The organism is Microbispora sp. NPDC049633, from assembly GCF_040675265.1.
Taxonomy (GTDB): Bacteria; Actinomycetota; Actinomycetes; order Streptosporangiales; family Streptosporangiaceae; genus Microbispora; species Microbispora maris.
The window spans coordinates 1-26,857 of record NZ_JBFAOO010000101.1; the positions used below are offsets into that span (position 1 = coordinate 1).

General features: G+C 73.4%; 18 protein-coding genes, 1 tRNA gene and 2 pseudogenes. 10 read left to right on the forward strand and 11 right to left on the reverse strand.

Annotated elements, in window-relative coordinates; genetic code table 11:
* The 3 genes from AB0J39_RS24135 to AB0J39_RS24145 all read right to left on the reverse strand — a co-directional run.
* The coding region (locus AB0J39_RS24135) for a histidine kinase dimerization/phosphoacceptor domain-containing protein (RefSeq protein ID WP_363468417.1) at nt 1–964 on the reverse strand (964 nt) is incomplete at its 3' end.
* Nucleotides 965–3,277, reverse strand: a complete 2,313-nt coding sequence (locus AB0J39_RS24140; protein ID WP_363468419.1) for a DUF6596 domain-containing protein — start codon at nt 3,275–3,277, stop codon at nt 965–967. It abuts the gene before it with no gap.
* A gap of 48 nt (nt 3,278–3,325) precedes the next feature.
* Nucleotides 3,326–3,676 carry a YciI family protein gene (locus AB0J39_RS24145; RefSeq protein WP_363468420.1) on the reverse strand — a complete coding sequence of 117 codons (351 nt, stop codon included), beginning with the start codon at nt 3,674–3,676 and terminating at the stop codon, nt 3,326–3,328.
* A 298-nt stretch (nt 3,677–3,974) separates the two neighbouring features.
* Here AB0J39_RS24145 and AB0J39_RS24150 point away from each other — a divergent pair, with 298 nt between their 5' ends.
* Nucleotides 3,975–4,751 (forward strand): DUF998 domain-containing protein, encoded by a 777-nt coding sequence (locus AB0J39_RS24150; RefSeq protein ID WP_363468422.1) that lies wholly within the window; start codon nt 3,975–3,977, stop codon nt 4,749–4,751.
* 103 nt (nt 4,752–4,854) lie between these two features.
* Here the strand turns inward: AB0J39_RS24150 and AB0J39_RS24155 are convergent, their stop codons facing one another.
* The 4 genes from AB0J39_RS24155 to AB0J39_RS24170 form a co-directional block, all read right to left on the reverse strand.
* Nucleotides 4,855–5,493: a DedA family protein gene (locus AB0J39_RS24155; protein ID WP_363468424.1), complete on the reverse strand. Its 639-nt coding sequence runs from the start codon at nt 5,491–5,493 to the stop codon at nt 4,855–4,857.
* A gap of 171 nt (nt 5,494–5,664) precedes the next feature.
* Nucleotides 5,665–5,955 carry a hypothetical protein gene (locus tag AB0J39_RS24160; protein ID WP_363468426.1) on the reverse strand — a complete coding sequence of 97 codons (291 nt, stop codon included), beginning with the start codon at nt 5,953–5,955 and terminating at the stop codon, nt 5,665–5,667.
* Between the two features lie 191 nt (nt 5,956–6,146).
* Entirely contained in the window at nt 6,147–7,640 is a 1,494-nt protein-coding gene (locus tag AB0J39_RS24165) for a peptidoglycan recognition family protein (protein WP_363468428.1), read from the reverse strand.
* Between the two features lie 5 nt (nt 7,641–7,645).
* On the reverse strand, nt 7,646–8,545 hold the full coding sequence (locus AB0J39_RS24170) for a M23 family metallopeptidase (protein WP_363468430.1): 900 nt from the start codon (nt 8,543–8,545) through the stop codon (nt 7,646–7,648).
* 100 nt (nt 8,546–8,645) lie between these two features.
* Here AB0J39_RS24170 and AB0J39_RS24175 point away from each other — a divergent pair, with 100 nt between their 5' ends.
* Genes AB0J39_RS24175 through nrfD form a run of 4 tightly spaced genes read left to right on the forward strand, consistent with a single transcriptional unit; the run spans nt 8,646 to nt 16,549 of the window.
* Nucleotides 8,646–11,612 (forward strand): BTAD domain-containing putative transcriptional regulator, encoded by a 2,967-nt coding sequence (locus tag AB0J39_RS24175; protein WP_363468431.1) that lies wholly within the window; start codon nt 8,646–8,648, stop codon nt 11,610–11,612.
* Nucleotides 11,613–11,645: 33 nt separating this feature from the next.
* Nucleotides 11,646–14,819 (forward strand): formate dehydrogenase, encoded by a 3,174-nt coding sequence (fdh, locus tag AB0J39_RS24180; protein WP_363468433.1) that lies wholly within the window; start codon nt 11,646–11,648, stop codon nt 14,817–14,819.
* Nucleotides 14,812–15,561, forward strand: a complete 750-nt coding sequence (locus tag AB0J39_RS24185; RefSeq protein ID WP_363468434.1) for a 4Fe-4S dicluster domain-containing protein — start codon at nt 14,812–14,814, stop codon at nt 15,559–15,561. The genes fdh and AB0J39_RS24185 overlap by 8 nt, the downstream gene beginning before the upstream one ends.
* Nucleotides 15,562–15,613: 52 nt before the next feature.
* Complete coding sequence (gene nrfD / locus AB0J39_RS24190) at nt 15,614–16,549, forward strand: NrfD/PsrC family molybdoenzyme membrane anchor subunit (protein ID WP_363468436.1); 936 nt, start codon at nt 15,614–15,616, stop codon at nt 16,547–16,549.
* Nucleotides 16,550–16,700: 151 nt separating this feature from the next.
* Here the strand turns inward: nrfD and AB0J39_RS24195 are convergent.
* Nucleotides 16,701–16,997: pseudogene (locus AB0J39_RS24195) on the reverse strand (DUF6886 family protein); the annotation flags it as partial.
* A 61-nt stretch (nt 16,998–17,058) separates the two neighbouring features.
* Nucleotides 17,059–18,072 (reverse strand): selenide, water dikinase SelD, encoded by a 1,014-nt coding sequence (gene selD, locus AB0J39_RS24200; protein ID WP_363468438.1) that lies wholly within the window; start codon nt 18,070–18,072, stop codon nt 17,059–17,061.
* Between the two features lie 89 nt (nt 18,073–18,161).
* Between selD and AB0J39_RS24205 the strand changes: the two genes are divergently transcribed.
* Nucleotides 18,162–18,254: transfer RNA gene (locus tag AB0J39_RS24205), tRNA-Sec, on the forward strand.
* A 315-nt stretch (nt 18,255–18,569) separates the two neighbouring features.
* Nucleotides 18,570–19,247, forward strand: coding sequence for a hypothetical protein (locus AB0J39_RS24210; RefSeq protein WP_363468440.1), 678 nt, complete (start codon nt 18,570–18,572; stop codon nt 19,245–19,247).
* Nucleotides 19,248–19,511: 264 nt separating this feature from the next.
* Here the strand turns inward: AB0J39_RS24210 and AB0J39_RS24215 are convergent, their stop codons facing one another.
* Complete coding sequence (locus AB0J39_RS24215) at nt 19,512–20,657, reverse strand: pectinesterase family protein (RefSeq protein ID WP_363468442.1); 1,146 nt, start codon at nt 20,655–20,657, stop codon at nt 19,512–19,514.
* Nucleotides 20,658–21,003: 346 nt separating this feature from the next.
* Between AB0J39_RS24215 and selA the strand changes: the two genes are divergently transcribed.
* Nucleotides 21,004–22,293 (forward strand): L-seryl-tRNA(Sec) selenium transferase, encoded by a 1,290-nt coding sequence (selA, locus tag AB0J39_RS24220; protein WP_363468444.1) that lies wholly within the window; start codon nt 21,004–21,006, stop codon nt 22,291–22,293.
* Nucleotides 22,293–24,071: a selenocysteine-specific translation elongation factor gene (gene selB, locus AB0J39_RS24225; RefSeq protein WP_363468446.1), complete on the forward strand. Its 1,779-nt coding sequence runs from the start codon at nt 22,293–22,295 to the stop codon at nt 24,069–24,071. The genes selA and selB overlap by 1 nt, the downstream gene beginning before the upstream one ends.
* Nucleotides 24,072–24,085: 14 nt before the next feature.
* Here the strand turns inward: selB and AB0J39_RS24230 are convergent, their stop codons facing one another.
* Complete coding sequence (locus AB0J39_RS24230) at nt 24,086–25,375, reverse strand: deoxyribodipyrimidine photo-lyase (RefSeq protein WP_363468450.1); 1,290 nt, start codon at nt 25,373–25,375, stop codon at nt 24,086–24,088.
* Between the two features lie 571 nt (nt 25,376–25,946).
* Here AB0J39_RS24230 and AB0J39_RS24235 point away from each other — a divergent pair.
* Nucleotides 25,947–26,857: pseudogene (locus AB0J39_RS24235) on the forward strand (hypothetical protein); the annotation flags it as partial.

Consider the following 26,857-nt stretch of genomic DNA (forward strand, 5'->3'; position numbering starts at 1 on the left):
GGAGCGTGACCGGCATCCCGGCGGCCGAGGCGCGCCGGACCAGTTCGCCCACGCTCTCCACGGCCGGACCCGGGTGCGCCGTGTCTTCGTGTGCCGTGTTTTCGCGTGCCGTGTTTTCGCGTGCCGTGTCTTCGTTTGCGGTGTCTCCGCGTGCCGTGTCCGCGTGCGCAGCGTTCTCGTGGGGGATGCGCGCGTGCGCGGCGCCGGGACCGTCGCCGTCTCTGAGCACGTCGACGATGTCGCGCAGACGCTCCGCCGCGGCCGTGACCGCCACGCGGGCCTCGCCCGCCGCCCGGCGGTGCGACTCGGGCAGGCCGGCGGCGACCTCCAGCGCGCCGATCCGCAGCGCGACCAGGCTCAGGTCGTGACCGAGCAGGTCGTGCATGTCCCTCGCGATGGCGGCCCGCTCGCGCAGCCTCGCCTGCTCGGCGAGCATGCGCCGCTCACGCTCCAGATGCCCGGCGCGTGCCCAGCCCGCCCTGGTCAGGGCCAGGCTCTGGTGCCGCGCGTGGCCCGCGAGCCAGGGGACGAGGCCGAATAGCCCGATCCCCGTGACGGCGAAGAACCACGCGCCCGGATCCCACTGGGCCGCGAGAAGCCACCGTACGAGCGGGACGACGACCGCGGCGATGACGGCGGCGGCGGACAGGCCGAGCAGGGCGGGCCGGGCGCGGGCCATGCGCACTCCGGCCAGGTAGCTCATCACCACCAGGGCCAGGAAGAAGACGGTGGGGTCGCCCCGTACGGCCACCGAGCCCGCCCACAGGGCCGCCGCCACGAGCATCGCCCCGAGCGGCCGGGGCCGGGCGAGTGCGACGGCGGCGCCGATCGCCGCCAGCCCGGCGATCACCTCCGGCCAGGTGTAGGCGCCGGCCAGGGTGTGGGTGAGGCTCGCCCACACCACCGGTACGCCGAGGACGGCCCACAGCAGGACGTCCTTGAGATATGCCGCTTTCCTCCCCACTCAGGCAACGGTATCCGCAGGTCGCGGGACCCGGACGAATCCGTGCAGAGTCCGGGCGCTGGCATGGCCGGACAGGGACATCAGCATCGGCGCGGACCAGCCGTCCTCACCGAGATGCGCCAGGCGCGAGTGGCGCAGGCGGTGGAGCGTGTAGCCGCCGCCCTCCGGGTCGAGGTCCCTGGTGGCCCGTTTGAACAGGTACTCCGCCCGTTCGTACGACAGGCGGCCCCGGCCGGTGTGCGGGCAGAGGTCGGCCGCGGCCGGCATGCGGCCCGATCCCGGTCTGCGGTCGGCGAGGAACAGCGGGCCCCGGCGGCGGTCCCCGACGAGGAGGGGCAGGAGCGCCGCCGTCCCGGACTGCCAGCGCAACCGGTGTCCCCTGGTCCTCACCTCGCCGCGCATGCCGGGCAGGTCGAGGTCCTCCACGTCGAGCGAGAGCGCCCATTCGGCCGGGGCCGCGCTCTCGTACAGCAGCCGCCACAGTGTGCGCTCGCGCAGCGGGGTCTCCGGCCGCTCCCACAGGACCCGCAGCAGCGACCGGTCGATGGGGCGGATGCGGGCGCGGGGTTCGGGCCGCCGGTCGAGCGGGGCGGCGAGGCCGGCGGCGGCCCAGCCGTGCTCGGCCGCCCACGACGCGAACGACCGCAGCGCCGCGCGGTGGCGGTTCCAGGTCGCGCCCGCCGCCGTGCCCCAGGCGGCGGCGAAGATCTCGGCGACCAGGTGGGACGTCACGTCCCGCAGCGGGACGTCCTCGCCGAGGTGCCGGCACAGCCGTGACAGGGTCTGGTTGTAGGAGCGGACGGTGTCGGCGCTCAGATCGGGACGCGCGAGGAAGAGCCGCATGGCTTCGCCGAGCGTGACTCCCGCCTCCGCCGCCCGCCGACCGCTCGCCGGCCCGCCCCGGGTGGCGGGTGTGACACGCTTCCCCGAGTCCGCCGGCCCGGTCCGGCCGGTCTTCAAGGTCTCCGCGGTCTTCAAGGTCTCCGCGGTCTCCGCGGTGTTCAAGGTCTCCGCGGTCTCCGCGGTGTTCGCGGGTCCGGCATCCTCGGCGCAGGTCGCGGCGCGGCGCAGCAGCACCGCCCGTTCCGCGGCGTTGCGGGTGAGGGACGCCGCGCGTTCGAACTCCGCCCGGGCCTCGCCGTGCCGCCCGAGCCGGGCCAGGAGGTCCCCGCGTACGGCGGGCAGCAGGTGATACCCCTTCAGCGCGGGTTCCGTGGTCAGCGTCTCCACCAGCGTGAGGCCGGCGCGCGGCCCGTAAGCCATGGCGAGCGCGACCGCGCGGTTGAGCTGGACGACCGGTGTGGGCAGCACCCTCACGAGGGCCTCGTACAGCGCCGCGATCTGCGGCCAGTCGGTCTCCTCCGGCGTGGCGGCCCGCGCGTGGCAGGCCGCTACGGCCGCCTGCAGCACGTACGGGCCGAGGGGGCCGCCCGCCTCCCGGGCCCGCAGCAGCGCCGCGACGCCGCGCCGGATGAGCAGCGGGTCCCAGCGCCCGCGGTTCTGCTCATGCAGCGGCACGGGCTCTCCCGACGGGCCGGTGCGCGCGGCCGAGCGCGACTGCTGCAACTCCATCAGCGCGACCAGGCCGTGCACCTCGGCCTCGCCCGGGGCCAGCTCGGCCACGACGCGGCCCAGGCGCAGCGCCTCCAGGCAGAGGGACGGGCGCATCAGGTCGTCGCCCGCCGTCGCCGCGTATCCCTCGTTGAACACCAGATAGATCACTTCGAGCACCGACGACAGCCGGGCCGCCCGATCCGGCCCCGACGGAACCTCGAAGGGGACCCGCGCGTCGGCGAGCGCCCGCTTGGCCCGCACGATCCGCTGGGCGACGGCGCTCTCGGCGACGAGGAAGGCCCGCGCGATCTCGTCGGTCCGCAGGCCGCCGATCAGGCGCAGCGTGAGCGCCACCCGGGCCTCGGTGGACAGCACCGGATGACAGGAGACGAACATCAGCCGGAGGACGTCGTCGCCGACCTCCCCGTCGAGCGCGCCCAGCACGTCGTCCACGTCGCGGGCGCCGTCGTCCGCGCGGGTGACGAGATCGTGGGCGAGTTGCTCCTGACCGCGGTCGCGCCGCTCCTCCCGGCGCAGGTGGTCGACGGCGCGCCGCTTGGCGATGGCCATGAGCCAGGCGCCCGGGTTGTCCGGGACGCCCGCCTCCGGCCACTGTTCCAATGCGGCGAGGACCGCGTCCTGGGCCAGTTCCTCCGCCCGGCCCACGTCGCCGACCATCCGCACGAGGCCGGCCACGATCCTCGCGGACTCCATCTTCCAGATCGCGTCCATGACGCGATGGGCGTCCAGGGACGTCATCGGTCGATGACAGCACCGGCCCGCCCGCCGCGCAACCCGGCGCGTACGTCAGCGGGAGTCGGGCCCGGGAACGTCCTCGGGGCCGAACACCTGCTGGACCATGCCCTCGCCGTCGCCGACGATCCGCCAGAAGCGGCGGGCCAGCTCCACGGCCTCCTCGCGAGAACGCGCCTCGATCAGGGCGAAACTGACGATCGCCTCCTTGGCCTCGGTGAAGGGGCCGTCGGTCACGGTGATCTCGCCTGCCGAGGAGATCATCCGTACGCCGCCCGGCTCCAGCCCGCCGGTGGCCAGCAGCACGCCGGCCCTGGTCATCTCCTCGATGAAGGCACCCATCTCGGCCATCATCGCCGCGTCCGGGTTCGGGTCGGTGCCCTTGGTGGTCATCAGGAACCGCATCGGTCGTTCTCCTTCTTTCTGCGTTACCTACACGTCGTACGGGAGGGGCCGTGATCGACGGACTCCGATCCTGACACGCTCTGACCAGGGACTTCGCGGGGATGTGACAGGGAATGCGCATGTGACAGGGAATGCGCGTTCCCGGCTCGCGCCGCAGGTCGGCAGGGGAGAGCAGGGGCGGACGTCTCAGGTGGTCGAAGCGCGCGGCGGCCGTTCGACGCGTAAGCGAAGGCCGGACGACATGCCGGCCGGGACACCGAGCCGGCGCGAGGGCCGGACACCGACGAAGGGAACGGCCATGACCACCACTCAGCCCACCACTCAGCCCACCGCTCAGCCCACCACTCAGCCCACCGCTCAGCCCACCGCTCAGCCCGCCACGCAGCCCGCCCTCCAGGCCACCGCTCCGGCCACGCTCGAACCCGCCGCGCCGGCCTCGACGAGGTCGACGCGTGCGCTGCTCACCTGCGCCGTGCTCACCACGCCCGTCTTCGGGGTCGTCTCGCTGGCGCAGGCGTTCACCCGGGAGGGGTTCGACCTGCTCCGTCATCCGCTGAGCATGCTGAGCACCGGCGACCTCGGCTGGCTGCAGATCGCCAACTTCTTGATCACCGCCGTGCTGACGGTCGCCGGGGCGATCGGACTGCGCAGGGCCATGCGCGGCACCCCCGGCGGGACCTGGGCGCCCCGGCTGCTGCTCGTCGAGGGCGCCGGACTCGCGGCGGCCGGGCTCTTCGTCATGGACCCGGGGGACGGCTTCCCCGCGGGCACCCCGATGGGAGCCCCGGCCGGGATGAGCTGGCACGCGATGCTGCACATGGCGGCCGGGTCGGTGGCCTTCACCGCGCTCATCGCGGCCTGCTTCGTCCTCGGCCGCCACTTCGCCCGCGCCGGGCGGGGCGGGCACGCCGTCGCCTCCCGTCTCGGCGGCCTGGCTCTGCTGCTCGGCAACGCCTGGGCCATGTCCGGCGGCCGGGCGGGCTCCCTCACCCTGTGCGTCGGCGTGCTGGTCGCCATGGCCTGGGTCTCGGTGGTCGCCGCGGCCAGGCGCGCGGACCTCGCCCCGCGACTCTGACTATCCGCCAACGCCGGCAAGCTCGGGGAGATCCGCGAGTTCGGGATTGGCAGATCGCCGCGGTTCTTCACCCGGCACCTGGGTCAGCGCGGGAAGCGGCCGGTCAGCCGACGTCGCGTTGCTGGCCGCGCCGTTCTCGCAGCCGAACGGCCACGAACCGGACGACGACGAGCACGACGGCCGCCACGAATACCTTGGACACGATGCCCATGTACTCCTCGACGAGGTGCCAGCTCTCGCCGAGGAGGTAACCCGCCAGCACGAACACGGTGTTCCAGATCAGGCTGCCGAGCGTGGTGAACAGGAGGAAGGTGCCGATCGGCATGCGTTCTACGCCGGCGGGAACCGATATCAGGCTGCGGACAACGGGGACCATGCGCCCGAAGAACACCGCCTTCACACCGTGCCGGGCGAACCATGCCTCCGCCTTCTCGATGTCGGCGGTCTTCACCAGCGGCAGGCGCCGCGCGAGGGCCAGCGTACGCTCCCGGCCGAGCAGCGCGCCCACGCAGTACAGCGCGAGCGCGCCCACGACGGAGCCCGTGGTCGTCCACAGGAGGGCGGCGACCAGGCTCATGTCCCCGCGTGACGCGGTGAACCCTGCCAGCGGCAGGATGATCTCGCTGGGCAGCGGCGGGAACAGGTTCTCCAGGGCGATCGCCAGACCGGCGCCCGGCGCGCCCAGGGTTTCGGTGAGCTCCATCGCCCACCCGGCGATTCCTCCGATTTCTGGCGTGTTCATGGGAGTGACACTAGAAGCCGGAAAGCCGCCCCGCGCGAGGTGCGCCGCCGGGCCCGCGCCGGGGCGGCCCACCCCCTGCGGGCCTGCCGAAGGGCCGAACGGTCGTCCACAGGCTGTGGACAGCCGGCGCCGGTCCCGCGAGAACGTCTACGAGCCGTACGCACGTACGCCCTACCGGTCGTCCTTCGGCGTCTGGGTGAGCACCTGGTCGGCGGTCGCCGTCACCACCGCGGCGGCCGCCGAGATGTCCCTGACCTGCTCGGCGGGAAGGGCCCGGAGCACCTGCTCCAGCGCCTCGAGGTCCGCCTGGTAGGCGGCCGCCATCGCCGCCTGGGCCTTGGCGGTGCGCTGTGCCTGCTCCACCGCCTTGCTGAGGGCGCGGCCGGCGCGTTCGACGGCCCTGGCCGCCTCGATCGCCGCTTTCTCAAGATTTCTCGCCCACTCGGGCGGCTGGTCGCTCATCGATGTCCTCTGTGTGAGGGTGGGTCCCGCGGGCATGAGCCGCCCACGAAGAGTGCCGGATCAGGCCCTTAATGCCCGCCCTGCGGGCTCTACACCCCGCGGAGCCCAAGCTCTCAGAAATCTCCCAGATCCCGTGCGAGGGCCCCCGCGCGATGCGGCGCGCGGGGGCCCGAACAAGATGCCGGAAGCGGTCAGCCGCAGTGCTCGAAGGGGCTGTCGTAGCCGGACGACCCGGCCTTGCCGCCCCACTTCACGCACTTGTCGGCCGCGGCCGCCCGTACCGGTCCGGCGTAGTAGCCGTAGGTGCCGGAGTCGGTCACCCGGCTTCTGCCCTGGACCTCCAGATATGCGCTGGTCGCGGTGGCCGTGCCCAGCGACGTCTTCTTCATCGTGACCACGCAGTTGTCGCCGTTGCCGGAGTTGTAGAGCAGGTAGACCGTGCCCGCCGTGCCGAGGGCGGCCGAGTCGATCACCGAGTAGCCGCTGCCGCACACCTGCTCGGGCGTGTACGGGTTGCCGGTCCCGCCGCCGCCCGTGACGTACTGCATGTACTTGTTCCAGTCCCAGTGCGGCCCGGGATCGGTGTGGTCGCTCCCGGGGACCTGGTTGTGCCCCACGATGTGCGACCGGTCCTTGGGGATGCCGTAACGGGTGGCGATGGAGCGGACGAGGGCGGCCGAGGAGCGGTACATCGCGTCGGTGAACCAGGACGCGTCGTCCACGTAGCCCTCGTGCTCGACGCCGACCGAGTGGTGGTTGTAGTCGGAGTTGCCCGCGTGCCAGGCCCGGTCCTTCTCCCGCACCATCTGGGTGACCGCGCCGTCGGAGGACCGTACGACGTAGTGCGCCGACACCTGGGCGGCGGGGTTCTGGAACCAGGAGATCGTCCCGGCGTACGAGCCCTGGGTGACGTGGATGACGATGCGGTCGATCGAGTCGCTCGCCGGCCGGTTGGACACCGTGTAGTTGGCACTGCTGGCCGCCACCCACGTCGCGCCCGGGTAGTCGACGGCCGCCGCGGCGAGCGTGCGGTTCTCCGGCCGGTCCAGGTCGCGGGCGCCCGCGAGGGTTCCCCGGTCCGGCGCGACCGGGCGGGCGGCCACGGTGATCGTCTCGCCCGCCGGGGTCCGCGCGGTGAACCCGGCCGACAGCAGGTCGTAGACGGCGTCCGCGTACAGCCGGGCGACCTCGGGGGTGCTCGCCCCGCCGTACCGCGCGACGGCGGTGTACCAGCGTCCGGCGTCGGCGCGGGCGGCGGCGTCCAGGCCCAGGGCGTCGGCCCTGGCGCGCAGGACGGCCGCCGCGCCCGCGACGTTGGCCGCGTCGTCGGTCCTGAGCGAGGCGATCGGCGCGCCGGTAAGCCGCGCCGCCTCCTCCAGGGTGTGCGCCGTGGGGTTGCTGACCAGGTGCGCCACGCCGTACCCGCCGCTCGCGCTCGGCCGGCCGTCGTGGCCGTCGAGGTGGGTCTCGGCGTAGGCGAGCGCGACGAGCAGGTCGCGGGGGACGCCGTGGTCCGCCGCCGCCCGCGTGAAGGCGGCGGCGAGCGGGCCCTCGGCGGCCGAGGCGGGCCCGGCCGGGACGAGCCCGGCAGGAACGAACCCGGCAAGGCACAGCAGGAACGTCACGACGCCGGCGGCGGTCAGGGCCGTACGTCGGGACACGCGGACGACCAGGGGTTCGGTCATGACGGTCAGCCGCAGTGCTCGAAGGGACTGTCGTAGCCCGCCGAGCCCGCCTTGCCGCCCCACTTGACGCAGGTGCCGGCGGCCGACGCGCGGACCGGTCCGGCGTAGTAGCCGTAGTTGCCGGAGTCGGTCACCCGGTTTCTGCCCTGGACTTCCAGGTACGCGCTGGTCGCCGTGGCGGTCCCGAGGGAGGTCTTCTTCATCGTGACCACGCAGTTGTCGCCGTTGCCGGAGTTGTAGAGCAGGTAGACCGTGCCCGCCGTGCCGAGGGCGGCCGAGTCGATCACCGAGTAGCCGCTGCCGCAGACCTCCTGCGGGGTGTAGGGGTTGGCCGATCCGCCGCCGCAGTTGTGCGAGGTCACGGTCTGCGCGGGGTAACCGAAGGTGACCCCGTTGAACACCGCCTTCTGGATGTTGGCGGGGTAGGACGTGTCGGTCGTGCGGACCTCGTAGTGCAGGTGCGGCGCGATGTTGTTGCCGGGCTTGCTGGTGTTGCCGACCTCGCCGATCTTCTGGCCCTGGGAGACCTGCGCCCCCTGGCTCACCGACCGGACGCGCAGGTGGGCGTAGTAGGTGGACCATCCGCCGCCGTGGTCGATCTTCACGAGGTTGCCGAAGCCGTTGGCCGAGCCCTGGTGGGCCGAGATGACGACCGTGCCGGCCGCCGCCGCCACGACCGTGTCGCCCAGGTCCGCGTCGGCCGTGCCGCCCCGGTTGAAGTCGATCTCGTACGACTGGTGGGCGCTGCTGGCGCTCGAGTTGCCGGTCCACGCCTGACCGCAGGGGAACGGCATCTGGAAGTCCGGCCGCGGACCCGCCGCGGAGGCCGCCGGGGCGGTGGCGGCGCCGAACGCGAGGCCGAGGACCACCGCGAGGCCCGCCGTGACAAGCGATTTGAGTCTCATGACCCAAAAGAGTCGGAAACCGGTGCACAAAAAACATCAAGAGTCGGTACAAAGGGTGGGCGAGTCATGGCGAACCGGTCCTTCGAGGAGCAACGCGGTCATGACAGTCGATCAGCCCATGTTCAGCGTGCTCGGTCCGCTGGAGGTCCGCCTGCCGGGGGCGTCACCACGGCTCGGCGGCCCGAAACCCCGCATGCTCCTGGCCACCCTCCTCCTCCACGCCGGCCACACGGTCGGCGGCGGCGAGCTCGCCGAGGTGCTGTGGCCGGACCGTCCGCCGCGCTCGACGGCGGCCAACCTCCGCACGTACGCGAGCGCCCTGCGCGCGGAGCTCGCGACGACCCCGGCCCGCATCCGGGCCGTCGGCGCGGGGTACGCGATCGAGCTGCCGCCGCACGAGCTCGACCTGCTGCTGTTCGAGGAGCGGGTCACCGCGGCGCGGGAGTGCCGGGCGCGAGGGCGGCCGGACGAGGCGGCGGAACTGCTGGCGCGGGCGCTCGCGCTGTGGCAGGGCGTCCCGCTGGCCGACCTGCCCGGCAGCCCGCTGTGGGACCGGCGGCTCGACCGGCTCGCCCAGGCCCGGCTGCGCGCCGCCGAGGACCTGGTCGAGCTGCGCATGGCCGCAGGGGAGTACGGCGAGGCGGCCGGGGAGCTGCGCGCCCTGCTCGCCGACCACCCGTTCCGCGAGGACCTGTGGCGCCGGCTCATGCTGGCCCTGCACTGGTCGGGGCGGCAGGGCGAGGCGTTGCACGCCTTCACGGCGATCCGCGAGCAGCTCGTGGACGAGCTCGGCATCGAGCCGGGGCCCGAGCTGCGCCGGGCCCACGAGGCCGTGCTCGCCGGGGAGCCGCCCCCTCGACCGCCCGCGCCGCCCGGTTTCCTCGCCGCCCCCGCGCTCGCGGCCGCTCCGGGTTCTCCCGGCGCCACGGGGTCTCCCGGCGAGTCCGGTCCGCCCGCCGGCCCGGCGCCCCCGGCGGTTCCCGGCCCGCCGGACGGCAGGGCCCTGGTCGTGCCACGTCAGCTGCCGCCGGACCTGGTCGACTTCACCGGGCGGGCCGCCGAGGTCGCGGCGCTGACCCGGGCGCTCGCCCCCGGCGGGGTCGCGGTCGTCACCGGGCCGCCGGGCGTCGGCAAGACCGCGCTCGCGGTGCGGTGCGCGCACGCCGTCCACGAGGCGTACCCCCACGGCCAGCTCTTCCTGTCGCTGGGCGGCACCGCGCCGCCCGACGGCGCCGCCGGGTCGCCGGCCGGGCCGGGGGAGCTGCTGGCCGAGGCGCTGCGCGCGCTGGGCGCGGCCGAGCCGCCGCCGCCCACCGTCCACGAACGCGCCGCGCTCTACCGCACGCTGCTCGCCGAACGGCCGATGTTCGTCGTGCTCGACGACGCGGCCGGAGCCGCCCAGGTGCGGCCGTTGCTGCCCGGCGGCGCCAGTGCCGTCGTCGTGACCGGCAGGCGCCGCATCACCGAACTGCCCGGCGCCGCCCGGATCGACCTGGACGTCCTGCCGCAGGCCGAGGGGCTGCGGCTGCTGACGGCCATCGTCGGCGCGGAGCGGCTGGAACGGGAGCCGGAGGAGGCCGCCGCCATCGTGCGGGCCTGCGGCCGGCTGCCGCTCGCGATCCGGGTGGCCGGGGCGCGGCTCGCGGCCCGCCCCGGCTGGTCCCCGGCCGTGCTGCGCAGGCGGCTCGACGACGAGACGGCCAGGCTCGGCGAGCTGCGCGCCGGCGACCTGGAGGTGCGCGAGTCCTTCGACCGCAGCTACCGCCTGCTGCCGGACGACGCCGCGCGCACGTTCCGCGCGCTCGGCCTGCTCGGCACCCGGCCGCTGCCCGGCTGGGTGGTCGACGCCGTGCTCGACCGGCACCGCAGCGACGACGTGACCGACGAGCTGGTCGACGCGAACCTGCTGCGCCCGGTCGGGACCGACCCCCTCGGCCAGCCCCGCTACCGGCTGCCCGACCTGCTGCGCGTCGACGCCAGGGACAAGGCGGGGGAGGTGGACATGCCCGCGCTGGCGCGCGTGCTCGCGGGCTGGACGGCCGCCGCCGAGCACGCCACGGCCCGGCTGCCCACCACGGTCTTCCGCCTTAGCTCGCCCGCCGCCCGGCGCTGGCGGCTGCCCGAGGACGCCCTGCGCCGGGTGGCCGCCGACCCGGTCTCCTGGTTCGGCGCCGAGCACGAGACCCTCGTCGAGGCCGTACGGCTGGCCGCGGACGCGGGGCTGTCCGGCGCCGCCTGGGGCCTGGCGGCGGCGCTCGTGCCGTACTTCGACCTGCGCTGTCATCCCGGCGCCTGGGAGGAGACCCATCTCGTCGCCCTGGAGGCCGCCCGCGCCGCCGGGGACCGGGCGGGTGAGGCCGCGATGCTGCGAGGGCTCGGCCAGGTGGCCCTCTACCGGGACAGGTACGCCCAGGCCGCGAACATGTTCCGCCGCTCCCGGGTGATCTTCCGTACGCTCGGGGACGTCAGGGGCGAGGCCGTGTCGGTCTGCGGGCTGGGTGCGGTCGGCCAGTTCCGGGGCGATCCGGCCGCCGCGTCCCGGCACTTCCGCAGGGCCCTCGGGATGTTCGTGTCGCTGGACGACCGGTCGGGCGAGGCGTACGCGCGGCAGGCGCTCGGGCGCACCTGCCTGAGCACGGGCGACCTGACCGGCGCCGCCGACTGGCTCGGCGGCGCGCTGCGCATGGCGCGGGAGCTCGGCGACGCCCACCGGGAGGGCTGCGTGTCACTGCAGATGGGCCGTCTGCACGACCTCGCGGGCGAGACCGGCCGGGCGATGCGCGCCCAGGGCCGCGCGCTGACGATATTCGAGGGGTTCGGCGACCGGCACTGCGCGGCGTACGCGATGCAGGGCCTGGGCGGGCTCCAGGCGGCCAGGGGCGACTGGCGGCACGGCTCGGCCCGGCTGGAGAGCTCGCTGGCGATCTTCCGGCAGCTCGGCGACCGGAGCGGGGAGGCCGCGACGCGGCGGATGCTCGGCGAGCTGCACCGTTCGTCGGGACGTCGCGCCCTCGCCCGCGGCTATCTGCGGGCGGTCACCTCCCGCCAAACCGGCCAATTCCCATGATTAGGGCGCGGCGGCCGGGGCAGGACAGGCGTCGTGGGTGGTGGATGGCTCTCCCGCTGGCCGGTGATCCGGCAGCTCAAGGGAGAGGACGGCAGGGGGCGGGCGGCGCGCTCGGCGCGTACGGACGCCCTCCGGCCCCGGGTCGAGGACGCCGAGACCGTCGCGCGTTCCGTCTGCCCGTACTGCGCCGTGGGCTGCGGCCAGCTCGTCTACGTCAAGGACGGCAAGGTCACCCAGATCGAGGGCGACCCCGGCTCGCCGATCTCCCGCGGACGGCTCTGCCCCAAGGGATCGGCCGGCAAGCAGCTCGTCACCCACCCCGGCCGCCAGACGAAGGTCCTCTACCGCAGGCCGTACGGCACCGAGTGGGAGCCGCTCGACCTCGAGACCGCGATGGACATGATCGCCGACCGCGTCGTGCGGACCCGGCGCGAGACCTGGCAGCAGACGTACGAGGGGCAAGAGGTCAGGAGGACTCTGGGCATCGCCAGCCTGGGCGGGGCGACGCTCGACAACGAAGAGAACTACCTGATGAAGAAGCTCTACACCGCCCTCGGCGCGATCCAGGTCGAGAACCAGGCGCGCATATGACACTCCTCCACCGTCCCCGGTCTGGGGACCAGCTTCGGGCGTGGCGGCGCGACGCAGTACCAGCAGGACCTGGCCAACGCTGACTGCATCGTCATCCAGGGCTCCAACATGGCCGAGTGCCATCCGGTGGGGTACCAGTGGGTGATGGAGGCACGTGAGCGCGGCGCCAAGGTCTTCCACATCGACCCGCGCTTCAGCCGGACCAGCGCGACCGTGGACAGGTACCTGGCGATCCGCGCCGGCACCGACATCGTGCTGCTCGGCGCGCTGATCAACTATGTGCTGTCGAACGGTCTCGACTTCCGGGAGTACGTCCTCGCGTACACGAACGCCGCGACCCTGGTGAACAGGGACTTCCGCGACACCGAGGACCTCGACGGCCTGTTCTCCGGCTTCGACGAGGAGACCGGCAGGTACGACCCGTCGACCTGGGCGTACGAGGGCGACGTGCCCGAGGAGGAGGAGCCGGTCGAGGGCGGCGAGCGCCACGCGGAGGCGGCGGGGTCCGACTCCTACGGCGCGCGCGGCGCGGGCGCGAGCGCGTCTCCGCCGAGCGACCCGACGCTGACCGATCCGCGCTGCGTCTACCAGATCCTCAAGCGGCACTACTCCCGCTACACGCCGCAGATGGTCGAGGAGCTGTGCGGCATCCCGCCGGAGCGGTTCCACGAGCTGGCCGAGGCGATCACGGCCAACTCGGGCCGGGAGCGGACCACGGCGTGGGTCTACTCGGTGGGCTGGACGCAGCACTCGGTCGGCGTGCAGTACATCAGGGCCGCCGCGATCCTGCAGCTGCTGCTGGGCAACATGGGCCGGCCGGGCGGCGGCATCATGGCGCTGCGCGGCCACGCCAGCATCCAGGGCTCCACGGACATCCCGACGCTGTTCAACCTGCTGCCGGGATACATCGCGATGCCGCACGCCCACCGGCACGACGGCCTCGACCACTACCTGGAGCGGGAGGGCGCCGACACCGGCTGGTGGGGCAACCGGCGGGCGTACATGGTGAGCCTCCTCAAGGCGTGGTGGGGCGACGCGGCGACCGAGGACAACGACTACCGCTTCGACTACCTGCCGCGCCTGACCGGCGACCACGGCCACTACGCGACGGTGATGGGCCAGATCGACGGCACGGTCAAGGGCTACTTCGTCGTGGGCGAGAACCCGGCCGTCGGCTCGGCCAACGGCAAGGCGCAGCGGCTGGGCCTGGCCAACCTCGGCTGGCTGGTGGTCCGCGACCTCATGCTGGTGGAGACCGCGACGTTCTGGCAGGACGCGCCCGAGATCGAGACGGGCGAGCTGCGGACCGAGGAGATCGGCACCGAGGTCTTCTTCATGCCGGCCGCGAGCCACGTGGAGAAGGAGGGCACGTTCACCAACACCCAGCGGCTGCTGCAGTGGCGGGAGAAGGCCCTCGACCCGCCGGGCGACTGCCGCAGCGACCTGTGGTTCTACTACCACCTCGGCAAGCGGATCAGGCAGCGTCTCGGCGACGACGAGATCGACCGGCCGGTGATGGAGCTGACCTGGGACTACCCGGAGATCGGCGAGCAGTGTGATCCCGACGCCGAGGCCGTCCTGCGCGAGATCAACGGCACCGCCGCCGACGGCCGGCCGCTGGCGTCGCTGCGCGAGCTGAAGCCCGACGGCTCGACGAGCTGCGGCTGCTGGATCTACTGCGGGGTGTACGCCGACGGCGTCAACATGGCGGCCCGGCGCAAGTCGCACACCGAGCAGGGGCCGGTCGCCCTCGAATGGGGCTGGGCCTGGCCGGCCAACCGGCGCATCCTCTACAACCGCGCCTCGGCCGACCCGCAGGGCCGCCCGTGGAGCGAGCGGAAGAAGTACGTCTACTGGGACGCGGAGAAGGGCCGGTGGACCGGACCCGACGTGCCGGACTTCGAGGAGGACAAGGCGCCGGACTACCGGCCGCCCGAGGGGGCCAAGGCCGAGCACGCGCTGGCCGGCACCGACCCGTTCATCATGCAGTCGGACGGCAAGGGCTGGCTGTACGTGCCGGCCGGCCTGTCCGACGGGCCGCTGCCCACCCACTACGAGCCGCACGAGTCGCCGGTGCGCAACGCGTTGTACGGGCAGCGGGCCAACCCGGCCCGCCGGACCGTCGACCGGCCGGAGAACCCGTACAACCCCGCGCTGTCGCCCCGGTTCCCGTACGTCTACACCACGAGCCGGCTCACCGAGCATCACACGACGGGCGCCATGAGCAGGCCCCTGCCGTACCTCGCGGAGCTTCAGCCGGAGGCGTTCTGCGAGGTGTCGCGGGAGATGGCCGAGGAGATCGGGCTGGAGAACGGCGGCTGGGCGACGATCGTCACCGCCCGCACCGCGATCGAGCTGCGGGTGCTCGTGACCGGCCGGGTGCGGCCGCTGCGGCTGAACGGGCAGGTCGTCCACCAGATCGTCATGCCGTACCACTGGGGATACAGCAGCGGCGGGGTCGTCACCGGCGACGTCGTCAACGACCTGTCGTCGATCGTGCTCGACCCGAACGTCTACATCCAGGAGAGCAAGGCCGGCACCTGCGACGTCCTGCCGGGGCGGCGCCCGCGCGGCGGGGCGCTGCTCGACCTGATCGAGAGGTATCGCGATGGCTGAGCGGATGGGCTTCTTCACCGACACGACCATCTGCATCGGCTGCAAGGCCTGCGAGGTGGCCTGCAAGGAGTGGAACGACGTGCCCGACGACGGGTTCGTGTTCCGGGCCACCTCCTACGACAACACCGGCGCGCTCGGCGCGAGCACCTGGCGGCATGTCGCGTTCGTCGAGCAGGACGGCCGCTGGCTGATGATGTCGGACGTGTGCAAGCACTGCACACACGCCGCCTGCCTCGACGTCTGTCCCACCGGCGCGTTGTTCCGCACCGAGTTCGACACCGTCGTCGTCCAGTCCGACATCTGCAACGGCTGCGGCTACTGCGTTCCCGCCTGTCCGTACGGCGTGATCGACCGGCGAGAGGACGACGGCCGGGCCTGGAAGTGCACGCTCTGCTACGACCGGCTGCGCGGCGGCATGGAGCCCGCCTGCGCCAAGGCGTGCCCGACCAAGTCGATCCAGTTCGGGCCGCTCGACGAGCTGCGGGAGCGGGCCGAGGCGCGGGTCGAGCGGCTGCACGCCGAGGGCGTCACCGAGGCCCGGCTGTACGGCGAGAACCCGGACAACGGGGTGGGCGGCACGGGCGCGTTCTTCCTCCTGCTCGACGAGCCGGAGACGTACGGCCTGCCGCCGGATCCCGTGGTGACCACGCGCGACCTGCCCGCGATGTGGCGCTGGGCGGGCGGCGCGGCGCTCGCCCTCGCCGCGGGCGTCGCCGCCTGCTTCCTCGGGAAGAGGAGCTGACGGGGTTGTCCGAGAAGCGGGCGAGTGCGATGGCGACAATGGGGAGGGCCTGATGCCGAGGCGCCGGGACGAGATGGTGCCGGACGCCGAGTTCCGGTCGTACTACGGCCAGCCGATTATCAAACGGCCCATCTGGCACGAGCCGCACATGCCGGCGTACCTCTATCTGGGCGGGCTGTCCGGCGCGGCGGGTGCGATGGCGGCGGCCGCCCGCCTCGCCGGCCGGGATCGGCTGGAACTGGCCGCCCGGGTGGCCGCCTTCGCCGGGGCGAGCGCCGGAACCGTCTTCCTGGTGGCCGAGCTGGGCAGGCCGATGCGCTTTCTCAACATGCTGCGGGTGTTCAAGGTCACCTCGCCGATGAGCGTGGGGTCCTGGACGCTGGCCGCCCACAGTGGGCTGACCGGCATCGCGGCGGGCTCCGCGGTGACCGGCCTGCTGCCCCTCGCGGGTGACGCCGCGACGCTGGCGAGCGGCCTGAGCGGGGTGGCGATGGCCACCTACACGGCCGTCCTGCTGGCCGACACCGCCGTTCCCGTCTGGCATGAGGGGATGCGCGAACTGCCGTTCCTGTTCTCCGGGAGCGCGCTCGCCTCCGCGGGTGCGGCCCTGATGCTGACGACGCCCCGGGCGCAGGCGGCGCCCGCCCGCGCGGCCGCGGCGGCCGGCGCCATGGCCGAGGTCGTCGTGGGCGGGCTGATGGAGCGCCGCCTCGAACTGGTCGGCGAACCGTACCGGCAGGGCAGGGCGGGCAGGCTCATGCGGGCGTCCCGCATGCTCACGCTGGGCGGCGGGCTGCTCGCCACGGTCGCCGGGCGCAGCCGGGCCCTCACCGCCCTGTCCGGGCTCGCCATCACGGCCGGGGCCCTGTGCACCCGCTTCGGCGTGCTGGAGGCGGGCCGGGCCTCCGCCGAGGACCCCAAGTACACCGTCGTCCCCCAGCGTGAGCGGGTGACCGCCGGCCGCCCCGCCTCCGTCCCCGGCCGCTAACCGGCGGGTCGGCGTGCCGTGAGAAAGGCGGCGCGCAGTACGGGCCCGTCGAGGGAGCGATCCCGACCAGGGGCAGGGCGCCCAGGGCCCGCATCCCGGCACGGAGGATTCTCAGGCAGGCCGGGGCCGGGCGTTGCGGAGGCGGGAAGCGGTAGGCGTACAAGCGGACGGTCAGGAACGCGTTGAGCCGGCCGTACTCGATGGCGTGGACCCGCTCGCCGCAGCCCGGGCCGATGACGCGTTCCCGGTCGTCGTCCGTGGTCGCCGGGGTCGTCCAGGCCATGGCGCGCGGACACTGGCGGGGGAACCAGTAGCCGGGGCAGCGCTCGGCCGTGACCGCCCAGACGTACGCCTCCGGCTGCCGTGCGGTGGCCGCCACATGCGGGACGAACCGCGCGATCTCGGGGTCCTCGGAGAAATGCAGCACCTCACCGGGCTCAGGTCGCATGTCCCGGGTCTACCACGTGACCACCCGGGGGATCACGGGTGAGCGTGGGCGACGGCCGGCGTCAGGCGAGCCGGATCGCGGTGGCCTCCGCCGGGACGAGCTCGCCGACGACGGGCGCGCCGGGGACTTCGCCGGCGACGAGCAGGCCGCCCGAGGTCTGGGCGTCGGCCAGCAGGAGCAGGTCCTCCTCCGCGTACCCGTCCGGGTCGAGGTGGGGCCGCACCCACTCCAGGTTGCGGCGGGTGCCGCCGCTGACGTAGCCGTCGTGGACCGCCTGCCGCGCCCCCTCCAAATAGGGCACGGCCGCCACGTCGACCACCGCGGTGACGCCGCTCGCCCTGGCCAGCTTGTACAGGTGGCCGAGCAGGCCGAAGCCGGTCACGTCGGTCGCGCACCGGGCCCCGGCCGCCAGCGCCGCCCGGGAGGCGTCCCGGTTGAGCGTCGTCATCGCCTCGATCGCCTGCGGGAACACCTCGCCGGTCGCCTTGTGCCTGGTGTTGAGCACACCGACGCCGAGCGGTTTGGTGAGGGAGATCGGCACGCCGGGCCGGCCGGCGTCGATGCGCAGCAGCCGGTCCGGGTCGGCCAGGCCGGTGACCGCCATGCCGTACTTCGGCTCGGGGTCGTCCACGCTGTGACCACCCGCGACGTGGCAGCCCGCCGCCCGCGCCACGTCCAGGCCCCCGCGCAGCACCTTCCTGGCGAGGTCCATGGACAGCTTCTCCCTGGGCCAGCCCAGCAGGTTCACCGCCACGACGGGTTCGCCGCCCACCGCGTACACGTCGGAGAGCGCGTTGGTGGCCGCGATCCGCCCCCAGTCGTACGGGTCGTCCACAACGGGGGTGAAGAAGTCCGCCGTGGCGACGACCGCCCGGCCGCCCTCGATCCTGACCACGGCCGCGTCGTCGCCGTCGTCCAGCCCGATGACGAGTTCGTTCGCGTACGCCGACGGATCGGGGGCCACGAGCCCGGCCACGATGCTCTCCAGCTCGCCCGGCGGGATCTTGCAGGCGCAGCCGCCGCCGTGCGCCTGCTGGGTCAGCCGGATTCCGGCCCGCTCCGCCGTCTCGGTCATGCCGCCCCCGCTCCGGGTCGTCGTTCGTCCGCCGCGCCACACCGGGGGCGTCGGGGGGTCCCTACCCCGTTCCGGCTAGGTTGCTCCCTGGAGGTGTGTGGGCGCCTGGTGGCCCCCGCGGTCTTCAAAACCGACGAGGCCGAGGTCCTCGGCCTGGCGGGTTCGATTCCCGTCCACCTCCGCTCCCCGCCGGCCATAGCGCGCGGCCCTGGTCTCCGCCGTGACGGCGATTGGGTGAGGATCAGGTATCGAATCGAGAGTGACTGAATATAGCGAGACGATAACCTTACGTGTCATGCCGTCCCCTCGGCATGACACCCTCAACCTGCTGTTCCGCAACAGGCCCCGATTCGCCCTTGAGATGTGCCAGGCTCTGCGCATTCCCGTGCCGGAAGACCTGCCGGTCCAGGTGGTCGGTAATGAGCTCAACGATCGCACGTCGATCGATCTTCACCCGGACACCGTGATCACGGTAGGGCCCCGGCATCATCCGGTGCATGCGATCGTCGTGGAGATCCAGCAGCGGCAGGACGCCGCCCAAAAGGGAGGCGCTGCCCCGTTATGCGGCCGCGTTGTGGCTGCAGGTGAACTGCCCGGTCACAGTGCTGGTGATCTGCCCGGACGGGCGGACGGCCGAGTGGGCCGCGAAGCCGATCGACACCAGTCTGCCCGGCTTCCGGTTGCGGTGCGGAGTGATCGGCCCGGCCGAGATCCCGGTGGTCACCAAGGCCGAACAGGCGGCTGAGCATCCGGAGCTGGCCGCATTGTCCGTGATGAGCCATGGTGGCGACATCTCCGTCGTCAGGGCATTCATCTCCGCGCTGGAGTATCTCCCGGGCGATCACGCTCCGCAATATTATGAATACGCTTACCGCTTGGCCTCTGAGGCTGCCCGACGTGTCATGGAGGAGATGATGGAGTCCACTGCCTGGCCGGTCTACAGCCCCTTCGCTCGTGAACACTACGGGAGAGGCCGCGAGGAGGGCCGAGAGGAGGGCCGCGCCGAGGGGGAGGCGCGGGCGGTGCTGACCATTCTGGATGTGCGGGATATTCCGGTCTCGGACGCCGATCGTGATCGCATCACCGCCTGCACAGATCTGGAGCGGCTCGACGAATGGGCACGGCGGGCGGTCACCGTGACCTCGGCCGCCGAATTGTTCACCGACGAGCCCTGATCGGCGCGACGGGCGGGATCTCATCCGCTGAGTCCTGGTGGGGGGCGGCGACAACTCCAGCCGTCGTGAGCCGGGTGGTGGTTCTCCTCCCGCCGAGCGCCGCCGCGAGCCGGGGTCCGGAGAGGACCCCGGGACATCCCGTCAGGCGAGGTCGTGAGCTCTGGTGATCGTCTGGCTCGTGCGTCAGGTGTCCGGTCCCGCCTGATCGGATGCGCGCGCTTCCACTGTCCGCGTTGTGGGAAGGATCCTGGAAGCCTGTGCGGATCACCGCCCGCCGACCGGGCGGGGGAGCGGGGCGGTGCCGGGGCGCCAGTCGCCGAGGTAGGCGCGGGGGGTGTGCTCGGCGGCCTGCTGAGGAGTGAGCTGGGGGCGGTTCTCGGGGACGGGGATCGCGGCGCCCGGGCCGGTGTCGCGGAACTCGGCGAACCGCGCGTCCTGCCAGTGGTACCCCGAACTCATGTCCACGTACGGCGTGGCCGCGTCGATCGAGGGCCCCATCCAGGTCTCGCGTACGACCAGTGACGGGAGGGCGGTCGGGTCGCTGCTGGGCCGCCAGGGCCGGGCCAGGCCGAAGGACGCGTCGGCCGCCGTCCCGTTGACCACGCAGTGCACCGCCAGGTAGCCGTGGGGGTTGGCGGCCGCCGTGCTCGGCGCGAACACGAAGCCGTACGGACGGAACGTCACGTCCCTGGCCAGGGTGGTCAGCTCGCATCGCTCGAAGACGGCGGTCGCGCGGCCGAAGACGAAGTCGACATCCCCCTCGATGTGGCACTCGCGGTAGTACTGCCGGGCGAAGGACGTCAGGGCGCGGGTGTCGGCGTACAACGTGTCCTGGTGGCCGAGGAACCGGCACCTCTCGAAGTACGACCGGTCGCCCATGACCTTCGCCGCCACCGCCTGGGTGCCCGTGATCTCCGGATGGTCGGCCCGCAGCCAGTCGTTGGCGAACGTGACGTGGGCGGCGGTGAAGCCGTCGGCCTGGATCGTGGTGGTGGCGCTGCCGCTGGTGCCGTACGTGCCGCCCTCCGGCTTGGGCGTGCCGGCCGCGTTGCCATAGACGATCACGACGTCGCGCGCGTCGCCGGTCGCTCCCAGGAGGCACAGGCCGGTCTTGGCCTGTGGCACGAGGACGGTCTCCCGGTAGGTCCCGGCCGCGATCACGAGGGTCCAGCCCTCGGCAGGCGAGTCCGGGGTCGCGTCGACGGCCGCCTGGACGGTGGTGTGGTCCCCTCGGCCCTGGGCGTCCACGTACAGCGTCCGGGTGTTCAGCCGGTGGCGGGGCGAGCCGTACCGGCCGAAGGGGTGGACGTGGGCGGCGCGTGCGGGTGACGCGACAACGAGGCCGAGGATTGCGCCGGCGGCGCCGGCCAGCGCCTGCCGCCGGCCTATCGACGGGGCCAGGGGTGGCATCGCGAGCTCCTATCGGTCACATATATGAACTGCTTCCTCAAATGAGAACACAAGCACCGTAAGATCCGCCTCCGGTCGTGTCAATGACGTGCTGTGGCCCGAGTTGCAAGACGATGTCAAGTGATCTCCAAGCCGGATCGGCCAGCATGGCCGTCTCCCGTCAAGGAGGAAGGACCCCGCTGAGATCGAGGTCCTGAACCGCGACGAGCCGGTGGTACAGACGACGTCTCCCGTCCGCTGCCAGAGCCGACAAGCCGGCGCGCCGTCGTGCCCCCGGCCGGCGCGCCCCGACGGCGCACGGCACCGCCCTGCGGGGCGGCCGTGCGCCGTCGCTGTAATTTGAAGTGTGGATCCACGGAGGCGGGTGCCGCGCACCGACGCCGTGCTGGCCGATCCGCGGCTGGCCGCCGCCGTCGAACGGCTCGGCCGCCCGGCGGTCAAGGACGCGGTCGCGCGGGCGCAGCAGCGGGTGCGGCAGGGCGAGATCGAACCGGAGGACGTCGTCGAGGTCGCGCTGGCGGCGCTGCCGCGTCACGCCACGAGTCTGCGTCCTGTGCTCAACATGACCGGGGTGCTGCTCCACACGAACCTGGGCCGTGCGCCGCTGTCCCCGGCCGCCGTCGAGGCGGTGACGGTGGCGGCGGGAGCGACGGACGTGGAATTCGATCTGGTCACGGGGGCACGGGCGCGCCGTGGGCGCGGCGCGGTCGAGGCGCTCGCGTCGGCCGTGCCCGCCGCCGAGGGCGTGCACGTGGTCAACAACAACGCCGCCGCCCTCGTGCTGGCCGCCACCGCGCTCGCGGCCGGGCGGGAGATCGTGATCAGCAGGGGTGAGCTGGTCGAGATCGGCGACGGTTTCCGCATTCCCGACCTGCTCGTGTCCACCGGCGCGCGCCTGCGGGAGGTGGGCACGACCAACCGCACCGCCCTGGCCGACTACCGGGACGTGATCGGGCCGCAGACGGGGTTCGTGCTCAAGGTCCACCCGTCGAACTTCCGCGTCGAGGGCTTCACCGGCTCGGTCGAGGTGGCCGAGCTGACCGGGCTGCGCGTGCCCGTGGTCGTCGACATCGGGTCCGGCCTGCTCGACCGCGATCCGCTGCTGCCCGAGGAGCCCGACGCGACGAGCGTGCTGCGGGCCGGCGCCGACCTGGTCACCGCGAGCGGTGACAAGCTGCTCGGCGGCCCGCAGGCGGGACTCCTGCTCGGCCGCCGCGACCTCGTCGAACGGCTCAGGCGGCACCCACTCGCGCGGGCGCTGCGGGTGGACAAGCTGACGCTGGCCGCGCTCGAGGCGACGCTGCGGGGCCCGGAGCCCCCCGTACGGCAGGCTCTCCACGCCGATCCGCTCATCCTCGGCGAGCGGGCCGAGGCGCTGGCGAAGGCGATGTGCCAGGCGCGTGTGGACGCGGCGGCCGTGCACGCGGACGCCACCGTGGGCGGGGGCGGGGCCCCCGGCGTGCGCCTCCCGAGCGTGGCCGTGAGCCTGCCGGAGCGGCTTGCCGTACCGCTGCGGCTAGGCGAGCCGCCGGTCGTCGGCCGGGTCGAGGGCGGCCGTCTGCTGCTCGACCTGCGCGCCGTGCCGCCGGAGCGGGACGGCGAGGTCCTGCAGGCCGTCCTGAGGGTGGCCGGCTGATGCACGTCGTGGCCACGGCGGGGCACGTCGATCACGGCAAGTCGACGCTGGTGCGTGCGCTGACCGGGATGGAGCCCGACCGGCTGGAGGAGGAGCGGCGGCGCGGCCTCACGATCGAGCTGGGCTACGCCTGGACGGCACTGCCCTCCGGGGAGCGGGTGGCGTTCGTCGACGTGCCCGGCCACGAGCGGTTCCTCGGCACGATGCTCGCCGGGGTCGGCCCGGTGCCCGCCGTGATGTTCGTCGTCGCCGCCGACGAGGGGTGGATGCCCCAGTCGGAGGAGCACCTGGTCGCGCTGCGCACCCTCGGCGTACGGCACGGCCTGCTCGCCGTCACCCGCGCGGACCTCGCCGACCCCGCGCCCGCGCTGGAGGACGCGCGTGACCGGCTGGCGGAGGCCGGGCTGGGCCCGATGGAGGCCCTGGCGGTGAGCGGGCGCACCGGCGAGGGCCTGGACGGGCTGCGCGCCGCCCTCGACCGGCTGGTGGCGGCGCTGCCCGCGCCCGATCCGCACGCTCCCGTGCGGCTGTGGATCGACCGGGCGTTCAGCGTGCGCGGCAGCGGGACCGTCGTGACCGGCACACTGCCCGCCGGGCGCGTCGAGGTCGGCGACGAGCTGGAGCTGGACGGCGAACCGGTGCGGGTGCGCGCCCTGGAGTCGCTGAAGGAGCACGTCGAGTCGGTCACCGGTGTCGCGAGGGTGGCGCTCAACCTGCGCGGGCGGATCGCGCCGGAACGCGGGCGCGCCCTCGTCACGCCCGGCGCCTGGACGACGACGGACCTGGCCGACGTGCGCGTGACGATGGAGGTGGGCGCCCGCGGGCCGCTTCCCGCGCGGCTCACCGCCCACATCGGCTCGGCGTCGGTGCCGTGCGAGGTGCGTTCGCTCGGCGCCGAGGCCGAGGGGGCGGCGGCCCGGCTGCGCCTGGCCCGGCCGCTTCCCCTGCACCTGGGAGACACGCTGCTGCTGCGGGACCCGGGCCGCGGGCACGGCGAGCTGCGGGTGCTCGCGCGGGCGACCGTGCTGGACGTGCGGCCCCCGGAGCTGCGCCGCCGGGGGGCGGCCAGGGAGCGGGCCAGGGGGCTGGCGGACGCGTCGGCGGACGCCGCCTCCCTGCTGCGTACGCACCTGCTGCTGCGCGAGGGCGAGCTGGTCGCGATGGGCTGCCCGCCCGGGGGACGGCCGGTGGCCGCCGGCTGGCACGCCGACCCCGATCACTGGTCGGCGCTGTCCGCCCGGCTCCCGGAGGTCGTACGGCGGTACGCCGCCGATCACCCGCTGGAGCCCGGGATGCCGGTGGAGGCCGCCCGCCACGAGCTCGGCCTGCCCGACCGCAGGCTCGTGGCGGCGCTCGTACGGCCGCCGCTGACGGTGGCCGACGGGCGGATCAGCACGACGGGCCGCGCCCCCGCGGGCATCGCGGGGCTGCCCGCTCCGGTCGCCCGCGCGGTGCGGACCCTGCTGGACGACCTGGCCGGGGCTCCGTTCCAGGCGCCGGAGGCCGGGCGGCTGACCGAGCTGGGGCTCGGGCCGCGCGAGCTCGCCGCCGCCGTACGCGCCGGGGCGCTGCTGCGTGTGGCCGAGGGCGTCGTGCTCGCGCCCGGGGCCGACGCGCGGGCGGCGGCGCTGCTGGCCCGGCTGCCGCAGCCGTTCACGGTCAGCCAGGCCAGGAGCGCGCTCGGCACCAGCCGCAGGGTCGCGGTGCCGCTGCTGGAGCACCTCGACCGCAGGGGCCTCACCGAGCGGGTGGACGAGGTCCACCGCCGGTCCGTCTGACGGGTCCGGCGGGGTCAGCCCCTGAGCTCGCCGCCGAGAGGCGAGGCGGGGTAGCCGGGGATCGGGCCGCGGGCCTTCCACGGCTCGTGGACGAGGTCGCCGGGAAGGGACGCCAGCTCGGGGACATAGCGCCGCACGTACTCGCCCTCGGGGTCGAACTTCTTGGCCTGCCGGAGTGGGTTGAGTTTGCGGTAGGGCCGGGTGTCGTTGCCCGTCCCGGCGACCCACTGCCAGTTGCCGCAGTTGTTGGGCATGTCGCCGTCGAGCAGCCATTCGGCGAAGTGTTCGAGCCCGGCCCGCCAGTCGATGCCGAGCCGCTTGGTCAGGTAGGAGCCGGTCACCAGGCGCACCCGGTTGTGCATCCAGCCTTCGGCGAGAAGCTGGCGCATGCCCGCGTCCACGATGGGAACCCCGGTCAGGCCCTCCCGCCAGGCGGCCTCCGTCTCCTCGTCGCGCCGCCACTCCACGTCTCCCGGCCGGTAGTCGCGCCGGCCCATCTCGGGGAAGGCGTTCACCACCTGGTAGTGGAAGTCGCGCCAGCACAGCTGCCTGACGTACTCCTCGCCGCCCGGCCGTTCGCAGGAGCGGTCCACCACCTCCAGGGGCGACACGCAGCCGAAGTGGAGATAGGCGCTGAGCATCGAGGTGCGCCCCGCCATCCGGTCGCGCGTCTCGGCGTAGGCGGCGAGGCCGTCGCTCACCCACTGCCGCAGCCGCCGCCGCGCCTCGCTCTCCCCGCCCCGCACGATCCCGTACGGCTCGGGGGACGCCTCGGGAAGGACGCCGGGGTCGATGCCGGGCGGCAGGCGCATGCGGTGGGGCGCGCCGAGGAGCGGCCGTTTCGCGGTGCCCGACCAGGCACGCCAGTACGGCGAGAAGACCCGGTAGTGGCTCCCGCCGCCGGGCCGCAGTGCGCCGGGGGGCACCACGGTCACGCCGGGGAAGAGGCGGAACTCCAGCCGGTGGGCCCGGCACTCGTCCGCGAGGCGCCGCTCCCGGCGCCGCGCCAGCGGGCTGACGTCCTCACTCGCCCAGATCGCCGACGCGCCCGTCTCTCCGGCCGTGCGTACGGCCTGGGCCACGGGATCGCCGTGCCGTACGACGAGGTCGCCGCCGAGCGAGCGCAGGGACGCCCGCAGGTCGTGGAGCGACGCGTGGAGGAAGTCGCGGCGATGCCGGGCGGCGATCGCGGAGTCGAACACGAACATCGGAACGACGTGCCGGGCCACGGCGGACGCCTCGCAGAGCGCCGGGTGATCGTGAATTCGCAGGTCCCGGTTGAACAGCACGACGACGGTCTCCACGCGTACCTCTTCGCGGCCGATCCCGCCCGCGGTTGCGGCTCGCGGGTAAATCGCGAGATCGTTTCGCCGGGCGGCCGGGGCTGCTTCACCCCGAGACCGGTCGTACGCATGCTGTAATGCCGGAAAAGTGCGGAACCCTGGTTATTCCCCGGGTATATGAAGGCTATTCACATCGGATGTGTCTATCGGGTGGCCGGGGAAAGACGGGCATGGGAACCCGTGCGCCACTGGACGCGTCCGATGTTGTGAAAGCAGAATGAAACACCAGGTCATCCGGCTGGCGAGACGGTCGAACCAGGTGGAATCCGGCACTTCTCCAGACAAGCGGAGAGAAGATAACGGGCACCTCTTCTGGGTCCCTTTCGGATGACCATATCGGTGTTATTTGCGGCTTATCCTCAACTCGTGATTTCTATGGTTCTTTTCCTTCCCAACACATCGCAGTCAGTCTAAGATCTCGTTCTATGTATCGGTATGCATCAAGATTTCCTGTTAGGCAAGTGCGACGCCTAAGTCACAGTGATGCTCTGGCCGAACATGCCGCCGTCGCCACCCTCCTCACCCTGTTCCGGTGCGCATGAACCCGCCCGCCGGGGATGTGACGCTCGACCCCGGCCGGGGGATGGCATGGGTTGACGAGCACGGCGCCCACCTCGTCGACTACGCCTCCTGCCACCTCGAGCCCGCCCCCATGCTCGCGGCGGTGATCGCCGCGCTGGAGTCGTGCGCCGCCCGCGAACTGCCCGGGAACGTTTCAGACCGGGCCTGGCTGCTGTCCGCGCTGCGCCGTGAGTGCGCCACCGGCCCGGGGCGGGGATTCCTGCCCGGGCCCGGTTCCGGCGGACCCGACCCCCGGGCGGTGCGGCGTGCGTGGAGCCTGGCGGATCCGCTGGGCGCCGAGGCGCTGCGCCTGCTCTACCGTCACGAACTCCCGCTGCGGGATCTCGTGTACGTGCTCGCCCTGCCGGCCAAGGAGGCCGGCAGGCTGATCGCGCGTACCCAGGACGTGGTGGAGATCCTCGTCAGCGGCCTGGACGGCCTCGCCCGGGGTCGTCCGATCTGCCCGGAGTTGGGTCCGCTGGCCGCCGCCGTGTTCCCCGACGAGCACGGCGAGGCGGCCGACTTCGGGGCCGCACGTACGGCGCTGCTCCGGCACATCGTGACCTGCGTGGTGTGCAAGCGGCCCATCAACATCCGATACACCGTTCCGCAGATTCTCTCCCGTCCCCCGGTGGCCGACCTCACGACCGAGACCAGGCAGCGGCTCCTGGACGCGCTGAACAGGCCGGCCCCCGCCCGGGCGCAGCGGCCGGCACACCGGCCCCCCTCGTCGTTCGGCATGCCGCTCGCCGCTCCCGTGAACACCGCCCCCGCCCCGGCCGCGCGGCGGGAATCCCCACCGGCGTCCGTCCCGTCGCCCCGGACGGGTGGCCCGGTGACTCCGCCGCCACCGGTGCCGCCGCTCGTGCCACCCGACTCCGG

Coding starts and splice junctions, on each gene's coding strand:
- AB0J39_RS24160 (WP_363468426.1), bottom strand. CDS start 5,955: ATGAGCGACCAGCCGCCCGAGTGGGCGAGAAATCTTGAGAAAGCGGCG.
- AB0J39_RS24150 (WP_363468422.1), top strand. CDS start 3,975: ATGACCACCACTCAGCCCACCACTCAGCCCACCGCTCAGCCCACCACT.
- AB0J39_RS24145 (WP_363468420.1), bottom strand. CDS start 3,676: ATGCGGTTCCTGATGACCACCAAGGGCACCGACCCGAACCCGGACGCG.
- selB (WP_363468446.1), top strand. CDS start 22,293: ATGCACGTCGTGGCCACGGCGGGGCACGTCGATCACGGCAAGTCGACG.
- AB0J39_RS24140 (WP_363468419.1), bottom strand. CDS start 3,277: ATGACGTCCCTGGACGCCCATCGCGTCATGGACGCGATCTGGAAGATG.
- AB0J39_RS24155 (WP_363468424.1), bottom strand. CDS start 5,493: ATGAACACGCCAGAAATCGGAGGAATCGCCGGGTGGGCGATGGAGCTC.
- nrfD (WP_363468436.1), top strand. CDS start 15,614: ATGCCGAGGCGCCGGGACGAGATGGTGCCGGACGCCGAGTTCCGGTCG.
- AB0J39_RS24170 (WP_363468430.1), bottom strand. CDS start 8,545: ATGAGACTCAAATCGCTTGTCACGGCGGGCCTCGCGGTGGTCCTCGGC.
- selD (WP_363468438.1), bottom strand. CDS start 18,072: ATGACCGAGACGGCGGAGCGGGCCGGAATCCGGCTGACCCAGCAGGCG.
- AB0J39_RS24210 (WP_363468440.1), top strand. CDS start 18,570: ATGCGATCGTCGTGGAGATCCAGCAGCGGCAGGACGCCGCCCAAAAGG.
- AB0J39_RS24175 (WP_363468431.1), top strand. CDS start 8,646: ATGACAGTCGATCAGCCCATGTTCAGCGTGCTCGGTCCGCTGGAGGTC.
- AB0J39_RS24215 (WP_363468442.1), bottom strand. CDS start 20,657: ATGCCACCCCTGGCCCCGTCGATAGGCCGGCGGCAGGCGCTGGCCGGC.
- AB0J39_RS24185 (WP_363468434.1), top strand. CDS start 14,812: ATGGCTGAGCGGATGGGCTTCTTCACCGACACGACCATCTGCATCGGC.
- AB0J39_RS24165 (WP_363468428.1), bottom strand. CDS start 7,640: ATGACCGAACCCCTGGTCGTCCGCGTGTCCCGACGTACGGCCCTGACC.